This window comes from Streptomyces sp. NPDC006624 (assembly GCF_040611555.1).
Taxonomy (GTDB): domain Bacteria; phylum Actinomycetota; class Actinomycetes; order Streptomycetales; family Streptomycetaceae; genus Streptomyces.
This window is the reverse complement of the sequence record NZ_JBEXOM010000004.1, coordinates 397,626-415,707: the sequence shown is the minus strand read 5'-3', so window position 1 is coordinate 415,707 and position 18,082 is coordinate 397,626. Positions and strand designations below refer to the sequence as shown.

The 18,082-nt window shown below is 73.7% G+C and carries 13 protein-coding genes; 6 read left to right on the top strand and 7 right to left on the bottom strand.

Annotation, left to right across the window (positions count from 1 at the left end):
- The first annotated feature begins 21 nt into the window (after positions 1-21).
- Both ABZY20_RS10555 and ABZY20_RS10550 read left to right on the top strand, forming a co-directional pair.
- The gene (locus tag ABZY20_RS10555; RefSeq protein ID WP_356439512.1) at positions 22-2,652 is read left to right on the top strand and encodes a BTAD domain-containing putative transcriptional regulator; all 2,631 of its coding nucleotides are present in this window, start codon (positions 22-24) and stop codon (positions 2,650-2,652) included.
- A gap of 60 nt (positions 2,653-2,712) precedes the next feature.
- Positions 2,713-3,327 (top strand): hypothetical protein, encoded by a 615-nt coding sequence (locus ABZY20_RS10550; protein ID WP_356439509.1) that lies wholly within the window; start codon positions 2,713-2,715, stop codon positions 3,325-3,327.
- On the opposite strand, the gene ABZY20_RS10545 is transcribed toward ABZY20_RS10550, so the two are convergent.
- Positions 3,280-6,690: a BTAD domain-containing putative transcriptional regulator gene (locus ABZY20_RS10545; protein ID WP_356439507.1), complete on the bottom strand. Its 3,411-nt coding sequence runs from the start codon at positions 6,688-6,690 to the stop codon at positions 3,280-3,282. The genes ABZY20_RS10550 and ABZY20_RS10545 overlap by 48 nt on opposite strands.
- 193 nt (positions 6,691-6,883) lie before the next feature.
- Positions 6,884-8,485, bottom strand: coding sequence for an aminotransferase class III-fold pyridoxal phosphate-dependent enzyme (locus ABZY20_RS10540; protein WP_356439504.1), 1,602 nt, complete (start codon positions 8,483-8,485; stop codon positions 6,884-6,886).
- Positions 8,486-8,675: 190 nt separating this feature from the next.
- Between ABZY20_RS10540 and ABZY20_RS10535 the strand changes: the two genes are divergently transcribed.
- Entirely contained in the window at positions 8,676-9,221 is a 546-nt protein-coding gene (locus ABZY20_RS10535) for a flavin reductase family protein (RefSeq protein WP_356439502.1), read from the top strand.
- 110 nt (positions 9,222-9,331) lie between these two features.
- On the opposite strand, the gene ABZY20_RS10530 is transcribed toward ABZY20_RS10535, so the two are convergent.
- From ABZY20_RS10530 to ABZY20_RS10510, 5 genes are all read right to left on the bottom strand, one after another.
- On the bottom strand, positions 9,332-10,507 hold the full coding sequence (locus tag ABZY20_RS10530) for an acyl-CoA dehydrogenase family protein (RefSeq protein ID WP_356439499.1): 1,176 nt from the start codon (positions 10,505-10,507) through the stop codon (positions 9,332-9,334).
- Positions 10,508-10,603: 96 nt separating this feature from the next.
- Complete coding sequence (locus ABZY20_RS10525; protein ID WP_356439497.1) at positions 10,604-11,032, bottom strand: nuclear transport factor 2 family protein; 429 nt, start codon at positions 11,030-11,032, stop codon at positions 10,604-10,606.
- A 47-nt stretch (positions 11,033-11,079) separates the two neighbouring features.
- Positions 11,080-12,504, bottom strand: coding sequence for an NAD(P)/FAD-dependent oxidoreductase (locus ABZY20_RS10520; protein WP_356439494.1), 1,425 nt, complete (start codon positions 12,502-12,504; stop codon positions 11,080-11,082).
- 108 nt (positions 12,505-12,612) lie between these two features.
- Positions 12,613-12,993: a nuclear transport factor 2 family protein gene (locus ABZY20_RS10515; RefSeq protein ID WP_356439491.1), complete on the bottom strand. Its 381-nt coding sequence runs from the start codon at positions 12,991-12,993 to the stop codon at positions 12,613-12,615.
- A gap of 268 nt (positions 12,994-13,261) precedes the next feature.
- Positions 13,262-13,849, bottom strand: a complete 588-nt coding sequence (locus ABZY20_RS10510) for a maleylpyruvate isomerase N-terminal domain-containing protein (protein ID WP_356439488.1) — start codon at positions 13,847-13,849, stop codon at positions 13,262-13,264.
- Positions 13,850-14,096: 247 nt separating this feature from the next.
- Here ABZY20_RS10510 and ABZY20_RS10505 point away from each other — a divergent pair, with 247 nt between their 5' ends.
- The 3 genes from ABZY20_RS10505 (at position 14,097) to ABZY20_RS10495 (ending at position 17,854) form a co-directional block, all read left to right on the top strand.
- Positions 14,097-15,272, top strand: coding sequence for an acyl-CoA dehydrogenase family protein (locus ABZY20_RS10505; RefSeq protein WP_356439485.1), 1,176 nt, complete (start codon positions 14,097-14,099; stop codon positions 15,270-15,272).
- Between the two features lie 86 nt (positions 15,273-15,358).
- Complete coding sequence (locus ABZY20_RS10500) at positions 15,359-16,246, top strand: NAD(P)-binding domain-containing protein (protein WP_356439482.1); 888 nt, start codon at positions 15,359-15,361, stop codon at positions 16,244-16,246.
- Between the two features lie 183 nt (positions 16,247-16,429).
- Positions 16,430-17,854 (top strand): NAD(P)/FAD-dependent oxidoreductase, encoded by a 1,425-nt coding sequence (locus tag ABZY20_RS10495; RefSeq protein ID WP_356439479.1) that lies wholly within the window; start codon positions 16,430-16,432, stop codon positions 17,852-17,854.
- Positions 17,855-18,082 lie beyond the last annotated feature (228 nt).

Below are 18,082 nucleotides of genomic sequence, written 5' to 3'. Positions count from 1 at the left end.
GTTCGACCTACGGGGGTAGTCGTGGAATTCAAGGTTCTCGGGCCGCTTGACGTGGTGAGCGGCGGGCGCAGCCTGCCGCTGGGCGGCGTCAAGCAGCGAGCGGTGCTCGGGCTGCTGCTCCTCCACGCCAACCAGGTGGTCGCCACCAGCCAGCTCCTCGACGCCCTGTGGCCCGAGGACGCGCGGCCGGTCACCGCCCGCAAGATGGTGCAGAACGCCGTATGGGGGCTGCGCGCCCTGCTGGAGAGCGGCGACGGCGGGGGACACGAGCCGCCGCGGCTGCTCACCCGGGCGCCGGGCTACGTCCTGCGCGTCGACCCCGAACAGCTCGACGCGACCCGCTTCGAACGCGCCGTCGCCGCGGGCCGGGCCCGTCTGGACGCGGGCGAGGCGGCCGAGGCCGCCGAGCTGCTCGGCGAGGCCCTGGCGGAGTGGCGTGGCTCCGCCCTGTCGGACCTGGCCGAACAGGGCGTGCGGTGGCCCGAGTTGACGGCCCTGCGGCAGCTGCGCCTGGACGCCATGGAGGACCGGTTCGAGGCGGAGCTGGCGTGCGGCCGGCACCACGCCGTGCTGGGCGAGCTCACCTCGCTGGCCGAGGCCGAGCCCTTACGCGAGCGGCTGTGCGGGCAGCTGATGCTCGCCCTGTACCGCTGCGGGCGGCAGGCGGAGGCGCTGAGCGTGTTCAGCAGGGTGCGGCTTGCCCTGGTGGAGGAGTACGGGCTGGAGCCGTCCGCCGCCCTGCAGAGCCTGCAGCACCGCATCCTGCGCCACGACCGGGCGCTGGCCTCCCCCGCGGAGGTCCGCCCGGAGCCCGTCGCGCCCGGGGCGGTGCCCGAACGGGCACCGGTCCGGCTCACCGCGGACACCGGGGCCTCCGTCCTCGCGGCCGCCGGCGGCGGGCCGGCCGCGCCGTCACCGGCCCCCGGTCTTCCGGGCACCGGCGGGGCCACCTCCCTTGACGGCGCGCAGGGCACCGGCCGCCCGCCCGGCACGCCGCATTCCGGGACGGACGACGGCAGCGGCCGTGCGGGCGGCGTGCCCGCGTACGGTGCCGAGGGGGCCGACGGATTCGCGAGCGCGGCGTCCGCGCACGGCTGGGGGGAGGACGGCGACCACGCGCGTGCCACGCCGTCCTTCTCGGTCGCGGAGCGGCGCGGTGACCGTCCCGAAGAGGCGGCCTCGGACGAGGCCGCCCCGGACGCCGCTCGCGCCGGCGGGGCTCTCCCCCACGGGGACGCCGAATGCGGCGGGCTGCCGGGCGCGGCGACGGGCCTCGGCGCCGCCGAGGCGGGCGCGGTCGCCGAGCGCCGGGACGTGTGCGTGCTCGTGGTGTGCACCGAGTCCGCCGGGGACGCGCCGGACATGGAGAGCGAGCAGCTGGACTCCTCCCTGCACGACGCGGTCACCGTGCTCACCGAGAGCGTCGAGACGCGTTCCGGGACGGTCGTCGGCTCCATGGGCGGGCTGTGCGCCGCCCTGTTCGGGCTGCGCTCGGACCGCCCCGAGGCCTCGCTGAACGCGGTGCGCGCGGCCTTCGCGGCCCGTGAACGGCTGGCCTCCCGGGCGGGCATGGTGATGCGCGCCGTGGTGATCTCCGGAAAGGCGATCGTGCGGCACGACCCGCACGACCCGCGGGCCGCCGTCTCGGTGGTGGGCACCCTGCTCGACAAGGCGCACGGACTGCTCACCGGAGTCCCGGAGGGCGAGGTCCACGTGAGCGAGGAGGTGGCGGGCGACACCGCCGCGTGGGTGCGCTACGACGACACCGTCCGCGCCGCCGACGGCTGCGCCGGCATCCGCAGGGCACGGGCCCTGCACACCGGTGAGCCCACCGCACAGCACGGCACCGACACCTGGCGCCGGCCCGAACTGGCCCTGCTCGAGAACCTCCTGGAGTACTCGCACCACCACCACGTGCCCTCCCTGCTGACGGTGCTCGGCGGTCACGGGGCCGGCAAGACGGCCCTGCTCACCCAGTTCGAGCGCCGCGTCACGGGCGACTTCGACGCGGTCCGCTTCGTACGGCCGCGTGTGCCCGGGGGCGGCCGGGACGCCGCCGGCACGGCCGCCGCACTGCTGGAGGCGTGGACCCCCCGGCACGGGGCGCGGAACGACTCCCCGGAGCAGCGCCTGCGGGCCGTGGTCCGCTCCGCGGTGGACCTGGACGTCGACGCCGCGCGGCTGCTGCGCGTGCTGAGCCCCGCGGCCCACTCCGGCCCGCCCGGACGCGGCCCCGACCTGCTGGCCGCCTGGGGCGAGGTCATCCAGCACGAGGCCCGCCGCCGCCCGGTGGTCCTCTGCCTGGACGACCTGCACCTCGCCGACGACGCGGTGCTGGACTGGGCGGAGAGCCTGGCCGGCGCCCGCACCGGCCCGCTCGCCGGTGCGCTGCTGGTCGTCGCGTGCGCCCACCCCGACCTGCTGCGCCGCCGGCCCTTCTGGGGCAGCGGCTGTGCGCACGCCGGCCGGCTGACCCTGCCGGGCCTGCGCGAACCGGCCGCCGCCCCGGTGCAGCGGCGCACCCTGCCCTTCCCGGACTGCCGCCCGCGGCGGCAGGACGAACGGGCCCGGCCGGCCGGCCGCATCCACGCCGGGTTCCGGGGCAAGGGGCCCGAGCCGGCCGAGGTGCGGCCCGGCCGGCGGGCCGTGTGATGACCGGGCCGAGGAGTCGCGAATGGGCGGCGTGTGGACGGGAGTTGATGTGCTGTCCGCATGGACATCGCATCCCCGCAGACCCACCGTCCCGCCCACGCGTCCCCTCGGCCCGGGCGGGCTTCGGCCCCCGCCGACATGGACACCCCGCTGGCGGTCTTCGTCGGCACGCGGTTCGCCGCGGCCCTGCATGAAGGGCTGAGCCGGGCGGGCCGTCCCCGGGACGCCGGACCGGCGCGCCCGGACGACTCCGAGCGCCTCGCCCGGCCGCCCGGGAACCCCGCGTCACGGCACACCGCGTCACTGCACACCACGTCACGCCACGACGCGCTGCTCGCCGAGCACGCCGGGGAGATACTGGCCCGCTTCCGCGCCGGCCTCCGGGCCGTGCCGGGCGTCACCGGGGCGGACCGGACCCGGATGACCGGGTGGGCGCGGCGGGTGCTCGCCGAGGAAGGGGGTCCCGGCCCGGCGCGCGCGGGCGCGGCGGCCCCCTGGGCGGCCCTGGCGGGGTCCCTGCTGATCGAATCGGCCGCGGACGTCCTGCCCGACGGGTCCTCGGACGCCACCCGGGCCCTGGGCGCCCTCGCCCGTGCCATACGTCTCACCGGCACGGGCGGGACGCGCTCAGGCGACCTCGGACTCCCGGACCGGCGGAAGCAACGACTCCAGTAAGCGGTCCAGGGCGTCGTCCGTCTCCGGGCTGAGGCTCAGGGTCACCGTGCGCGGGTGCGCGGTGGCCCAGCCCGGACGCCGGCCCGGCAGCCGGGAGTCCGCGCCGACGACGACGAGCAGCGGCACGCCCGCATGGGTCTGCGTCAGCCGCTCCACCATCTCCAGCAAGGGCTCGTCGGCGTACTGGAGGTCGTCCCAGATGAGCACCAGGGGCTGCGCGCGCGCCGCCCGGGCCAGGAACGCCGCCCACGCCCGCAGCAGCTCGCCGGGCCGCTCCGCCTCGTACTGCGCCCGCCGCGGCGACAGCAGCCGGGCCAGCGGCGCGTACAGGTCCTCCCCGCAGGCCGGTTCACCGCCGAGGCGGTTCAGTGTGGCCCGCAGCCGGTCCGCGGCGTAGGCCTCGGGGCTGCCGGGGCCGATGCCGCAGTAGGCGGCCAGGATCTCCGCCGGCACCGACAGCGCCGAGCCGGCGTCCGGCGGCGGGACGGTACCGGCCAGGACCCGTACCGGGCCGCCCCGGTCGCCCCGGTCCTCCTCGACGCGCCGCTGGAACTCCATCAGCAGACGGGTCCTGGCCCGGCCGGACCCCTCGATGAGGGTGATCAGATGCGCCGCCGAGCGCTGCCGGGTGTGCAGCAGGGTGTGCCGCATCAGCTCCAGCTCGCTGACGTGACGGCCCGCGCCCGCCCGACCGGACGGCAGATCGGTGACGTCGTCGTGCAGCGCGTGCAGTTCCCACGGGGCGAGGGCCGACGCACAGGCCCGCCGGAACGTCGCCGCCCGCTCGACCCGGCGGTGGGTCTCCGCGCAGACGTGGATCTCACCGGGCTGCACATGGGCCAGCATCGAGCGGCAGGTGTCGACCAGCCGGCCGCCGCTCCAGGGCGCCGGCGGGTCACCCGCCGGCAGACGCGGCACCCTGGCCTCCCCGGAGGCCACGGCCGCGTGCACGGTGAGTCCGCGTACGGCGGCCTGCGGGGGAGTGAGCGTGCCGGTGGGGACACTGAGACTGTCGCGGACGGCGGACGCGGTGCGCACCGCGCGCTCGGCGCTGTCGGCGGGTTCCGTGCAGTCGGCGAACACGGCGAGCACGGTCGAGCCGAGCACGGCCGTGACCCGGCCGCCGTGCAGTTCCGTCTTCTCCCGGGCGACCTGGGTCAGCGCGTCGAGGACCCGGTCCCGGTCCTCGGCCAGCACCCGGCCCAGCTCCGCGCCGAGCCCGAAACGGAACATGACCACACTGGCGGTGCGGGACTCCGGCCGTCCGGGCGAGGGGGCGGAGCCCGCGGCGGGTCGTGCGGTCGGCACGCGGGGCGCGGTCGGCACGGACGGTGTCGGCGGCGAGGGACGAGCGGGCGGTTCGCTGCACGCGGCCCGCTTCGCGGGCGCGGGGGAGGCGCTGCCCGTGGTGTGCCGGGTGGGCGCGGAGGGACCGGGGTGCGGGGCGGGTGGGGTGGGAGCGCTCCACTCCGCCGGCGGGGTGGGCGGGGTGGGCGCTGTCCACTCGGTTCGCGGGGTGGGCGGGGTGGGGGTGGTCGGTCCGGGGTGCGGGGCGGATACGGCCGGTGCGGTCGTGCCGGTGAGCGGGCCGGGCGCGGTCGGCGCCCCGTGCGCTGCCGGCTCGGTGTGCGCGGCGGGCGTGGTCGGGGCTGCCGGCTCGGTGTGCGCGGCCGGTGTGGTGTGCGCAGCCGGTGTGGTGTGCACGGCCGATGCGGTGATTGCGGCCGGGGCGGTGTGTGCCTCCCGGGCGGGGCGTGGCATCGGTCGGCCCGGGACCGGTGCCGGGCCGGGTGCGGCCGCGGCGCCGCACGCGCTCAGCACGCCGCCTGTTGCCGAGGCGCCGTGCGGTGCCGATGCCCCGTGCGCCGCCCGCTCGCCGTGCGGTGCCCAGTCTCCGTGCGGTGCCGACGCGCCGTGTGCCGCCCGCTCGCCGTGTGGTGCCGAGTCTCCGTGAGCCGCCGGGCCGCCGTACGGTGCCGAGTCCCCGTGCGCTGCCCAGGCGCCGGACGCGCTCAGCGCGCCGCCTGCTGCCGACGCGCCGTGCGCCGCCGGAACCCCGTGCGGTGCCGAGGCGCCGTGCGGTGCGGATACCCCGTGCGCCGCTGGTTCGCCGTACGGTGCCGAGCCTCCGTCCGCTGCCGACGCGCCATGCGCCGCCGGGTCGCCGTACGGTGCCGAGGCGCCGCCTGTTGCCGAGGCGCCGTACGCTGCCGGCTCGTCGTGCGCCGCCGGAACCCCGTGCGGTGCCGATGCCCCGTGCGCGGCTGGCTCGCCGTACGGTGCCGAGACGCTCCCTGCTGCCGAGCCTCCGCCCGCTGCCGACGGCCCGCACGCCGCCGACGCACCGCGCACTGCCGACGCACCGTGCAGCGCCGACGCTCCGTGCACTGCCGACGCACCGCGCACTGCCGACGCGCCGTGCGGTGCCGCCGCACCCCGCACTGCCGAGGCTCCGTGCGCCGCCGGTCCCGCGGGCGCCGTCGTGGGTGCCGAAGGCGGTGGCGGGGTGGCGGCGGGGTGCGGGAAGCGCGCCGCACCGGGCGCGGGGGCGAGGCGCGCCGTCTCCCGGGTGCCCGCCGCGCGCGGCGCCTCCAGCGCCGGGTCCTGGGTGAGGATCGCCTGCTGGAGCCGGTGCAGTTCGCGCCCCGGTTCCAGCCCGAGGCCCTCCACGAGCGCGGTACGCACCCGGCCGAACACCGCCAGCGCCTCGGCCTGCCGCCCGCACCGGTACAGGGCCACCATGAGCTGCCCCGAGGCGCGTTCCCGCAGCGGCTCCGCGGCCACCAGGCTCTCCAGCTCGGGCAGGACGAGCTGGTGCCGGCCGCAGGCGAGGGCGGCCTCGAAGTGATCCTCCATGACGTCCAGGCGACGGTTCTGCAGGGCCGTCAGCTCCGGCCAGCAGATGCCCTCCTCCACCAGGTCGGAGAGGACCGGCCCGCGCCACAGCGCCAGCGCCTCACCGAGGGAGCGGCGGGCGCTGTCCACCTCGCCCGCCGCCAGCGCGGCCCGGCCGGTCACCACCCGCTGCTCGTAGTCGAGCAGGTCGACCCGCTGCTGGGGCACGCGCAGCAGATAGCCGGGCGCACGGGTCAGCAGCTCCGGGCTGTGCTCGCCGCGCGGCGGCCGGGACAGCACACCGCGCAGCTTCCAGACGGCGTTCTGCAGTATCTTGCGCGCGGTCATCGGCGCGTCGTCGTCGGCCCACAGGGCCGCCAGCAACTGGCTGGTGGACACCACCTGGTTCGCCTGCAGCAGGAGATACGCCAGCACGGCGCGCTGCCTGTGCCCCCCGAGGTCCACCAGGCCGCCCGGCGGCCCTCCCGCATGCTCGACTTCCAGCGGCCCCAGTAATCGGAACTGCATGAACTCCCCCGCTCCGCTTGCTCCGGCGTGCTGTGGTTCCCCGGGACCGGTGGGGCGCGCGCAGGCAGGTCGCCGTCGCGCTCCGTTCCCGTACTGCTCCGGCCGGCGCACCGGCCCGGTCATGGCCGGCGCGCGGCCGGAATACGCTGGGGGCCCGCCGGTGGGGGGTGGCGGCGGACCCACCAGGGGTGGATCAGCGGCCGACGGCGGTGAGTTCGTCGCCGGCCTGCTTGCGCAACAGTGTGCACACGTCGTGCAGTCCGGCGTACAGCTGACCCAGTTCGGCGTCCGTGACGAAGATCGAGGGTTCAAAGCGCAACGTGTTGACCGCGCTGGCCGTCGGGAAGGTCCGTACCCGGTGCCGGCGCAGCAGGTGGCCCGCCAGGAAGTAGCCGAACAGGCCGCTGCCCGCGATCTCGCGCAGCTCCGGCGACGACGCCTCGGACTGGTCGTGGAACTCCAGTCCCTGCATCAGCCCGTGTCCGCGCACGTCCGCCACCACGTCCGGGAACTCCGCGCGCAGCGCGTCGAGTTTCGCGCGCAGCGCCGCACCGCGCTCCTCGGCCCGCCGGTAGGCGGCGCCGCCGTCCCGCTCCAGCAGTTCGAGGACCTTCAGCGCGATGTGGCAGGAGAAGCTGTCCTTGGCGAAGGTCGAGCTGTGCACGATCTCGAAGTCCCGGCGGTAGCGCTTCTCGCGCACCAGCATCACGGCCGCCTTCGCGATGCCGCCGCCGAGCGTCTTGGCGAGGGTGTAGTAGTCACCGCGCAGGCCGATCCGGGAACTGGCGAGCAGCGCGCCGGTGCGGCCCATGCCGCTCTGGATCTCGTCGACGACGACGGGGCAGTCGATCCGGGCGCAGAACTCCTGGATGTCCCGGGCGAACTCGCGGGACAGCACGCGGATGCCGCCCTCGCCCTGGACGGGCTCGACGAGGAACGCGCAGAACACCGGGAACTCGTGCTCCGTCACCGTGATCCTGCCGTTCTCCGTGCTCAGTCCGAGCAGGACCCGGCGCTCGCGGGCGTAGAGGGCGTGCAGGTCCTCGGGGCTGTCGTGGGGGACGAACCGGGCCTGCGCGCCGAGGGACTTGAAGGGCAGCCGGTAGTTCTCGTTGTGGGTCAGCTGCACACTGCCGGCGAGCTTGCCGTGGAAGCCGCCCTCCAGGGCGAGGAACAGCGGCGGGGCCGAGGCGGTCTCCTCGTTGCGGCGCCTGATCTCCGCCGCCAGCAGGCGGACCGCATCGTTGTCGTCGGCGGTCGGGGCGATCCCGAGCCGGGCCGCCGCCTCACCGTGGACGGTGGCCGACCCGTCCGCCACGGCGGCGCGCGCCGCCGCGAGCCCGGAGTCGACGGCGCCGAGCAGCTCGGAGACCCGTATGCCCCGGTCCAGTTCGGCGTGTTTGACGGCGGCTTCCACCGCTTCCGCGCCACTGTTGCCGAAAATGGCGTAATAAGGCTCGTCGTCGGAGAGCTCACGCGCGATGATGCGGTTCAGTTCGGCGGCGAGCCGGTTGGCGTACGGGTGGCGCGAGAACTGGGCGTGGACCGGTGTATGTTCGGCGAGCAGCTGACGGGCGTACGCGGTGATCTCGGGGTGGTGGTGGCCGAGCAGCACCGAGCCGTACCCGCCGGCGAAGTCCACGACCGGGAACTCGTCGCCGTCCTCGTCGCGTACGTACAGGGTGTTCGCCTCGGCGCGCACGTATTCCACCGCCAGTCCCGCGGTGTCGAGTACCTGGCGCAGATAGGGCTCGGCGAGTTCGCGTTCCGCGGCCGCGGCGGAGGTCTCAGTCATGTCCTCAGGGTCCGATGGGCGGGTAAACATCCGGTCACTGAAAGGTCATCGGCCACGCCCCGCCGCAGGAGGCCGACCGGTTACCCGGGCATGAAGGAACCGCGAGACGCCGCGGCTACGTTGAGCGAGCCGGCTGCCCCTCCGCGTGCGGACGGCACTGACGTGTCCCGTGACCCCATCGGAGAGTGGCATGAATTCCGCGTCCGCCGAACTCGATCACGCTGCCGTGCGTTCCGGTCACGAGCCGGTACGCCCGGACCGGTTGCGCGGGGTGATGTCCCGCTTCGCCACCGGTGTCACGGTCCTCACGGTGGGCGGGGAGCACCTGCACGCCATGACGGCGAACGCCTTCAGCTCGGTCTCCCTGGACCCTCCGTCGGTGCTGTGCAGCGTCGGCCACAGCGCGGTCATGCACGGCGCGCTCACCGGGGCCGGCCGCTTCGCCGTGAACATACTCGGCGCCCACCAGGAGCCGCTCGCCCGGCACTTCGCGGACAAGAGCCGCACGCTGGGCGCCGCCCAGTTCGAGCGGGTGGACTGGCGCGCCGGCGAGCACACGGGCGCGCCGCTGCTCGAGGACTCGGTGGCGTGGCTGGAGTGCGAGCTGACCGAGTCGCACGCGTTCGGCGACCACACCATCTTCATCGGCACCGTACTGGCGGCGGGTCAGGGTACGACCGGTGAGGAGCTGCTGTTCGTCAACGGCCGGTTCGGAAGGCCCGCCACCGCCTCCTGAGCACCGCCCGGCGCCGGCGTACGCGACGGGGCGGCACCACCTTCGACCGGTGGTGCCGCCCCGTCGTGCGTGCCGTGGCCCGGCCTCCCGCCGTCGCGGGAGGCCGGCCGTCACAGGAAGTAGGTGCCCGGGTCCATGCCGAGCAGGACCCGGCCCTGGACCTCCAGGTTGGCGTCGCGCTGGACCAGGGCGTGCAGCGAGAAGCCCTGGATGTCGCGGTGGAACCGCTGCAGCGCGACCTCGCGCCGGATGACCGAGCCGCCGCTCGCCGCGTACAGCAGCTCCACGGCCTCCTTGGACAGCTGCGCCGCGTACGCCGTCCGGCCGCGGATCACGGCCTTGTCCTCGTCGCTGGGCTGCTCGCCGGCGTCCGCGGCGCTCTGCAGCACCTCCAGCCAGCGGTCCGCGAGGGCCTCGGCGGCGTCGATCTTGTTGGCGGCGGTGGCGACCTGGATCTGGGTGAGCGGGTGCAGCTTCTGGTCGGTCCAGTCGGTGTAGGTGATGCCCCGGCCGGGGAGGCGCTCCAGGAACAGCTCGCAGGCGCCGCGCGCGATGCCGGTGAACGCGGCCGCGACGCCGGACAGGACGTAGCCCAGCAGGCCGTAGTTGCGGCCGGTGGCGCCGGTGTTGGAGCGGTCGCCGGTCGCGCTGACCATGGCCTCCTCCAGGGAGACCACGCGGTGCGCGGGCACGAACACGTCCCGGGCGCCGGTCGTGCAGCTGCCGGTGGCCGCTCCCGAGCTGACGTGCCAGTCGTCGGTGATCTCCAGCTCGGAGACCGGGACCAGCGCGACGAGTTCCTCGGTGGTCCCGTCGGGGCGCTCCACCATCGCGGCGAGCAGGTCCCAGTCGGCGCCCCGGACACCGGAGTTGTAGCCCCACTTGCCGTTCAGGCGGTAGCCGCCGTCGACGGGGGAGAGGGTGCCGGTCGGCGCGAAGACGATGGAGACCCGGGCGCTGCCGCCGGCGAACACCTCCTGCTGCGCCCGGTCGGGGTAGAGGGAGGCGCACCAGGTGCTGGTGAGCCACACCATGGTCAGCCAGCCGGTGGACGGGCAGCCGCGCGCGACCTCGGCGATGACCTTGAACTGCTCGGCCACGCCGAGGTCCAGCCCGCCGTGGGCGCGGGGCACCGCGGCGCGGAACACCCCCGCCTTCTCCAGCAGCCGGATGTTCTCGTCGGGGATCCACCGCCGCTCCTCCGCCTCGGCGCCGTTCGCGCGCAGCGTGGGGACGACGTCCCGTACGGCGTCCAGCACGGACGCCAGCTCTTCCTGGTCGGTCACTGTCTCTCCTCGGCATTTCTCGGCAGGGCGGGGGCCGTGGCGGTTGTTCCGGCACGGCGGAGCCCCCCTGGCGGACCAGGGGGGCTCCCGGGGGCACTAGTCGGCGACGAGACCCGTCGCGGCCACCGGACGGTCGATGGCCATCAGCCACCGGCCGTCCGCGGTCTTGCGCAGCACGTCGGTGCAGACGCCCTCCAGGCGGACCGGCTCACCGTCCGGGCCGGTGGTGTCGATGGAGTACTCGACGCCGATCAGCGCCACGTCTCCGGCCACGTACGAGTGGGTGACGCTCGCCTTGAGGGTCGGCTTCGAGGCCAGGAACTCCTTGAAGAACGCCAGCCGGTCGGCGCCCGTCAGGGGCTCGCCGGAGAAGTTCGATATCGAGTCGTCGAGGTAGAGGCGGTTGAACAGCTCGCCGTCACCCGAGTTGAAGACCTGGATGAAGATCTCGTTCTGGATGTCGGTGTCGGACGTGAGGTCGGGTCGTTCCGGGTCGAAGGGGACGGTGAAGGACGTGGCTGACATGGGTGTGCTCTTCCCTTCCGGGGGGTGGGTGGGTGACGTGCCGGGGGTCATTCCTCGCCCGCTGCCTGCCGGGCGGCACGCAGACCGGACTCGATGGCGCCGTCGATGTAGCCGCTCCAGCCGTTGGCTATGTCGCCGCTGGCGAAGGAGAGCCGCCCGCTGGTGAAGGTGACCTCCGGGTAGAGCGTGGTGAGCTGACGCGGCTTGCGGAACGCCCAGCCGCCGCGCGCGTAGGGGTCGCGGCCCCAGTCGTGCACCTTGACGCCGATGACGTCCAGGGTGGCGCCCAGCTGCTGCACGGCCTTCTTCACCTGGGCGACACTGGTCGGGTCGAACGTGGGATCGGTGCTGAAGGCGACGTAGAGCATGCCCTCGGACGTCTCCTTGAACGGCAGCAGCATGGGGATCGGTGAGCCGCCCTCGGCGCCCTGCCCGTAGACCCGGCCCGCTCCCTTGCGGGCGTGGATCCACAGCTTGACCGCGTTCGACACGGCGACGCCCTGACTGGTCGCGGTGGTGAGCGACGCGGGCAGGGACGGGCTGAACTTCACCGTGTTCAGGGCGTTGACCGGCATCGCCACGACGACCGCCGCGGCGTTGTACCGGGTGCCGGAGGTGGTGGTGACGTACACCAGCGATCCGGACTCGCTCACCGAGGCGACCGGCGAGCTGAGCTTGATCGTCGGCTTGGCCTCGTCGATCATCGCCTGCAGCAGCGCCTTGGTGCCCTTGGCGATGCGCCAGCGCATGGTGTCGTTCCAGCCCGCGTTGGTGTGGCCGGCCAGGGCCCACCAGTGGGCGAACATCGTGAAGGCGCCGGCCGTGCTCGCGCCTCCCGCGTAGACCGCCGTCTGCCCGTTGACCAGCAGTTCCTCCGCGGGCGTGAGGGCGAGCTGCGTCAGACGGTCGCGCAGCGACAGCTTGTCCAGGCTCTGCAGCAGGTCGGCCCGGTACAGCGGCTGGAACGGCTTCTCGAAGTACGTCCGCGAGCCGTCGAACATGCGCTCGAAGATGGTGCCCATCCGGCCGAACCCGTCCTCCGGCGTGAACTGCCGCGGGCCGTCCGGCGTCGGCAGCCACGTCGTCGAGATCGGCTCGTCCTCCTCCAGCGCCAGGTTGTAGCGCGTGAGTTCGGCGCCGAGGTAGGGCTGGGTCGGCTCGACCCAGGTCCCGCCGCGCTCGATCAGCTGACCGCCGTAGGTGTCGGTCCAGGTGCGGCCGCCGATGCGGTCGCGGGCCTCCAGGACCAGCACCCGCTTGCCCCGGGCGCGCAGCTCCCGGGCGGCGGTGATGCCGGCGAAGCCCGCGCCGATGACGATGACGTCCCAGTCCGCCCTGATGTCGGCGCCGACGGCCGTGGCGGCCGAGGCGGCCGGGGCGAGGGCGGGTACCGCCACGGCGGCCGCTCCCGCCGCCTTGAGCAGGGTGCGGCGCGTCGGCCGCCGCCCGCCGATGGGTCCGGTGGTGTGCATGGTGCTGTGTGTCCCCCGTGTACTCGGTGCTGGCCCGCCGTGCGGAGCCGGCGTCTCACTCATGTGCCAAGGTGCTTTCGGTCCTGCGTGCCCCCTCGTGCCCGCCGGTCAGCTCTCCTGGCCGTACGGGTCGTCGATGGCGTAGCGCCACACGCCGTCCTCGCCCCGGGTCAGCACGTCCACCCCGACCCCGGACAGGTGCTCGGTGGTGCCGTCGGCGCCGGGGAGGTCGATCGTCCAGTCGACGATCATCAGCGCGGTCTCGCCGGTCACGAACACCTGGCGGGGCTTCGCCGCCATGCGCGGTCCGGCCTCCAGGAATTCCCGCTGGTACCGGCGGCGTTCGTCGCCGCTGAGCGGCTTGCCCGGTTCCCAGACGGCCACGGCGTCGGCGGTGTAGAACTTCTCGACCGTCTCGTAGTCGCCGGAGTTGACGGCCTCGACATAGCGGGCGGTGTGGTTTTCCAGTTCCGCGACGATCTCGGACATGGCGGAAATCGACCTGCCTTCTTGGCTGGGGAAACGTTTGAGGGGAACGTCCAGGAGAAAAGAACGCTCCATGCCGGTGCGTGCACGGGCAGTGCGGGTGCTCGTGCGGCTCGTGCATTTCGTGGCCGACACTATTCGGGCGGGTTCAACGTTCCGGCCACGCTGCGGTAATGGCGTGGTCTCCCCGCGGGCGGGGCCGACATGACAGTGCCGCCGGGCGACTCGTGCGAGTCGCCCGGCGGCACGTGATCGGGTGAGCGGGTGAGCCCTACGCCGGGCGCACCCGGCCGTCCCAGCGCCAGGCGCCGCGGCGCGGCAGCCCCGGCAGCGCGGTGCGTCCCGTGCACCACAGCAGGGTCTCGGAGGGGGAGTGGCCGGCCGGCGCGTCGGGGAAGAGCCGCTCGACCGCGGGCGCCGCCAGGGCGTCCGAGGGCGTGTACTCCACGCCTACGGCCTGGGCGATGTCCCGCCCGTGGACGACGAGTTCGAGCACGCCCATGGCGGCGAAGCCGGCCGCGTCGGAGTGCCCGTACGGGTGCCAGGCGCGGACCTCCGGCGGGGTGTCGCGCACGGTGCCGGCGAGCAGCGTGCCGGCGATCCGGATGCCCTCCAGGGCGGCCGGCACCGGGGCGTGCCCGTCGATCGAGGAGAACAGCGTGATGTAGCGGTCGGTGGGGCGGGCGATGAGCAGACCCGCGTACCCCACCACCCCGAGCGCGATGTGCGAAAGGGTTTCACGGCAGCTCCAGTCCAGCTCACCCGCCTTTCCGCGCCAGTCCTGATCGGCTCCCTTCTCGAGTGCCGAGGTGGTGTCCTCGGCCGCGGTGAGTACGAGTTCGGGCCATGAAAGAGTCATGTGGGGATGTTCCCACACGAGCCCTTGCGGGCATCGCCCGATCATTTCCCGGTCAGTGTCCGGTCATTGCGCGGTAATCGAGCGCCGAATCGCGTTTCCACGGAGGTCGGTGTGGGGGCGATGACCGGGCGATGAGTGTGCCCTTACTCTTTTCTCCGGGCCTTTCAGTAAGGTTTCGAACTGCCGGAGAGCGTCGGTTTGTCGCGCTTCTCGACCGGCAGTTGGAATCTCACTCGAGGAGCCGGACATGGCCACGAACGACGACCTGGCAGCCGTACTGGAAGCCGTGGACAGCATCGTCCCGACCCTGCGCGAGAACGGCCGCGCCGCCGAGGACCGCGGCTGGCTGCTGGACGAGAGCATCGAACTCCTGGAGAAGGCCGGGGTGTTCCGCATGGCCGTGCCGCGCCGCTTCGGCGGGCTCGACCTGCCGCTCGCCGACCAGGCCCGGGTCATCACCGAGATCGGCCGCGGCTGCCCGGCCGCCGCCTGGGTGACCATGGTGTGGGTGACGAGCACCTGGACGGCGACGCTCTACCCCGACAAGGCCCAGGAAGAGGTCTTCGCGTCCGGCTCCGTCAAGATCTCCAGCGCCTTCGCGCCGACCGGCGTCGCCGTGCCCACCGAGGGCGGCTACCTCCTCAACGGCACCTGGAAGTTCAACACCGGCTGCAAGGGCGCCGACTGGGACTTCACCGCCGCCATGGTCCGCAATCCGGACGGCACCGAGGGCGAGATCATGGCCCTCGTCCCCATGGACGACCTGAAGATCGTCGACGACTGGGACGTCTCGGCCGGCGCCGCCACCGGCAGTGCCACCGTCGTCGCCGAGGACGTCTTCGTGCCGGCCCACCACGCCGTGTCGTTCGAGGAGGTCATGGTCAGCGCGACCGGCGACCGCTCCAACACCGGCGCCACCGGCCGCAACTACGGCCTGCTCAGCTTCGTCATGGCCGAGTGCGCCGCCGTGTTCATCGGCATCGCGCGCGGCGCCTACGAGCTGTTCCTGGAGCGCCTCCCCGGCCGGGGCATCACCTACACGGACTGGACCGACCAGAAGCTGCACCCGCTCACCCAGATCCAGGTCGCCACCGCTGCCAACAAGATCGACGCCGCCGAGGCCCTGTCGACGCGCTGGCTCACCCTCCTCCAGGAGCGCGCCGACGCCGGAGAGCAGCCCACCGACGCCGAGAAGGCGATCGTGCGGGGCCAGACCGGCTTCGCCGCCCGGCTCGCCAGGGAGGCCGTGCAGATCCTGTTCGAGGCGAGCGGCGGCTCCGTCATCCGGCGCGACGTCCACCTGCAGCGCTTCCACCGCGACATCCAGGGCTTCTCGCTGCACGCCCTGGCCAACCCCGACGTCAACCTCGAACTGCAGGGCCGCGTCCTGGTCGGCCTGGAGCCCGGCACCGTCTTCCTCTGAGCCGGCGCCCGGCCCCCTCGTCTTCACCGACGCGCCCCTCGTGCGCCGGTGCGTTCACCACCACTTCGTACTGGAGGAACTGATTCATGGGTGACAACCACACCTCGGTGTCGGTGCTCGGCCTCGGCCTGATGGGGCAGGCCCTGGCCGCCGCCTTCCTGAAGGCGGGCCACGCCACCACCGTGTGGAACCGGTCGGCGGACAAGGCGCAGGGCCTCGTCGCGGACGGCGCGGTCCTCGCCGCGACCCCCGCCGACGCCGTCGCCGCGAGCGACCTGGTGGTCGTGTGCGTGTCGACGTACGACGTGGTGCACGACGTGATCGGCTCGCTCGGGGACGCCCTGCGCGGCAAGACCGTCGTCAACCTGACCACCGGCTCCTCCGAGCAGGCCCGGCAGACCGCCGAGTGGGCGCAGAAGAACGGCGCGCAGTACCTGGACGGCGCCATCATGATCACCCCGCCCGGCATCGGCGCCGAGACCTCGGTCCTGTTCTACGCCGGCGACCAGGCCGTCTTCGAGGCCCACGAGCCCGTCCTGAAGCTCCTGGGCGGCGGCACCACCTACCTCGGCACCGACCACGGCAAGCCCGCCCTGTTCGACGTGTCGCTGCTCGGCCTGATGTGGGGCGCCCTCAACAGCTTCCTGCACGGCGTCGCCATCGTGGAGACCGGCGGCGTCAAGGCGCAGGAGTTCCTGCCGTGGGCGCACATGTGGCTCGACGCCATCAAGATCTTCACGGCCGACTACGCCGCACAGATCGACGCCGGGGACGAGAAGTTCCCGGCCAACGACGCCACCCTGGAGACGCACCTGGGCGCGCTCAAGCACCTCGTCGAGGAGAGCGAGGCGCTCGGCGTCGACACCGAACTGCCCAAGTACTCCGAGGCGCTGATGGAGGGCATCATCGCCCAGGGCCACGCCAAGAACAGCTACGCCAGCGTCGTGAAGGCGTACCGCCGCCCCGCGAAGTGACCGGCTCCGGTATCCACTTCACCCCCTGACGAAGGGGCCGGTTCCGAATCCCCCGTCGGAACCGGCCCCTTCCCCATGCCCGAATGCGGGCGTCTGGAGTCGCATACGCCCGTCCACGCGGGAGTCCGCGATTCCGCGCCCTTTCCGACCCGCAATTCCCGCTCCTCGCGAAAGGTGAGTCCCATGACCGGAAACGGCGACAGCACGACCCCTCGCGCCCGCGGCCCCGTCACCAGAAGAACGCTCCTGAAAGCCGCGGGCGCCACCGCGCTCACCGCCGGCGCCGCCACCGCCACGGCACCCACCGCGGCGGCGGCCGACGGCAAGCCCTACGACGCCATCGTCGTCGGTGCCGGCTACGCGGGCGGCACCGTCGCGCGGGAACTGGGCGCCCGCGGCATGAACGTCCTGGTCCTGGAGGCGCGCGGCCGCATCGGCGGCCGCATCGAACCCGGCACCCTGGCCGGGCAGCACATCGAACTCGGCGGCGGCTGGTTCGGGCCCGGCCAGGACCTGGTGGCCCGCGAACTGAAGCGCTACGGGCTGACCACCACCGAGGACGTCCACGCCACCCGCATGGTCATGCCCGGCCCCGACGGCTACGCCAGCCACTACCCGCAGGAGGCGGGAGCGCGGCTCAACAGCCTGTTCGCCGACTTCTACGCCGGCTCCGAGCAGTACTTCGAACGGCCCTACGAGCCGCTGTACCGCAAGGACCTGCTGGCCTCCGTGGACCGTCTCTCGCTCGCGGACCGCATCGCCCAGCTCCAGCTGACGGGCGTCGACCACGACTGGGTGAGCGGCGCCACCTCGGTGTTCGCCGGCGGCAACCGCACCGGCTCCCTCACCGGCCTCGCCCAGTGGTACCAGCTCGCGGGCGGGACCTACGACCGGTTCCTGTCGGTGATGAGCGAGCTGCCCGAAGGCGGCATGATCGCGATCCTGGAGCGGATGCTGCGCGAGTCCGGGGCGACCGTCCGCCTCGACTCGCCCGTCACCGCGATCCGCGAGCGCGGCGGCCTCACCCACGTCGAGGTCCGCGGCGGCCGCACCTACCAGGCCCCGGTCGTCGTGCTCGCCACGCCCGTCAACATGTGGTCCACGCTCACCTTCGAGCCGGGCCTGCCCCCGGTGTACGCCGACGCCGCCCGCGAGGGCCTCGGCGTCCCGCACGCCACCAAGCTGTGGCTCCGGGTGCGGGGCACCTCCGAGGCGGTCTCCGCACAGGCCCCCGAGGGCGCGCCCATCCTGCTGCTCATCCCGCAGAAGCAGCTCTCCGACGGGCGTATCTTCGTCGCCTTCACCGGACCCGCCCTCGACGTGTCCGACCCGCAGGCGGTGCGCGACGCCGTCCGCACGCTGCTGCCGGAGGCCAGGGTGGTGGAGTACCGGGCGAAGGAATGGCACAAGGACCCGTACGCGCGGGGCGGCTGGGGCCTGCGCAGGCCCGGGCAGCTCCTGCGTCAGCTTCCGGACATCCAGCAGCCGTTCGGCCGCATCGTCTTCGCCGGCGGTGACATAGCGAGCGGCTGGAACGGCGCCTTCGTCGAGGGTGCCCTGGAGTCCGGCTTCCGTGCCGCGGAACAGGCCGCCGCCCTCGCCGGCTGACCCACGGCACACGCCATGACCGGGCGGTGGAGAACGGGGAGTGCGGTCCCCGTCCACCGCCCGGTCATGGCCTTCTCCTTTTCCCCTCCCTTTCGCACCGCCCTTTCGTCCGCACCGAATTACCGGAGCGAGGCCGGACACTGAGAAGCGCGAGAGACCCCCCTGCCTACGATCGGGCCGCACATTCCCCCACTCACGAAGTCTTGCGGTATTCCGGCCGAAAGGGCA

Excerpts from the sequence above, each read along its gene's own strand:
- ABZY20_RS10550 (WP_356439509.1), top strand. The coding sequence starts at position 2,713 with ATGGACATCGCATCCCCGCAGACCCACCGTCCCGCCCACGCGTCCCCT.
- ABZY20_RS10545 (WP_356439507.1), bottom strand. The coding sequence starts at position 6,690 with ATGCAGTTCCGATTACTGGGGCCGCTGGAAGTCGAGCATGCGGGAGGG.
- ABZY20_RS10540 (WP_356439504.1), bottom strand. The coding sequence starts at position 8,485 with ATGACTGAGACCTCCGCCGCGGCCGCGGAACGCGAACTCGCCGAGCCC.
- ABZY20_RS10535 (WP_356439502.1), top strand. The coding sequence starts at position 8,676 with ATGAATTCCGCGTCCGCCGAACTCGATCACGCTGCCGTGCGTTCCGGT.
- ABZY20_RS10525 (WP_356439497.1), bottom strand. The coding sequence starts at position 11,032 with ATGTCAGCCACGTCCTTCACCGTCCCCTTCGACCCGGAACGACCCGAC.
- ABZY20_RS10520 (WP_356439494.1), bottom strand. The coding sequence starts at position 12,504 with ATGCACACCACCGGACCCATCGGCGGGCGGCGGCCGACGCGCCGCACC.
- ABZY20_RS10515 (WP_356439491.1), bottom strand. The coding sequence starts at position 12,993 with ATGTCCGAGATCGTCGCGGAACTGGAAAACCACACCGCCCGCTATGTC.
- ABZY20_RS10510 (WP_356439488.1), bottom strand. The coding sequence starts at position 13,849 with ATGACTCTTTCATGGCCCGAACTCGTACTCACCGCGGCCGAGGACACC.
- ABZY20_RS10505 (WP_356439485.1), top strand. The coding sequence starts at position 14,097 with ATGGCCACGAACGACGACCTGGCAGCCGTACTGGAAGCCGTGGACAGC.
- ABZY20_RS10500 (WP_356439482.1), top strand. The coding sequence starts at position 15,359 with ATGGGTGACAACCACACCTCGGTGTCGGTGCTCGGCCTCGGCCTGATG.
- ABZY20_RS10495 (WP_356439479.1), top strand. The coding sequence starts at position 16,430 with ATGACCGGAAACGGCGACAGCACGACCCCTCGCGCCCGCGGCCCCGTC.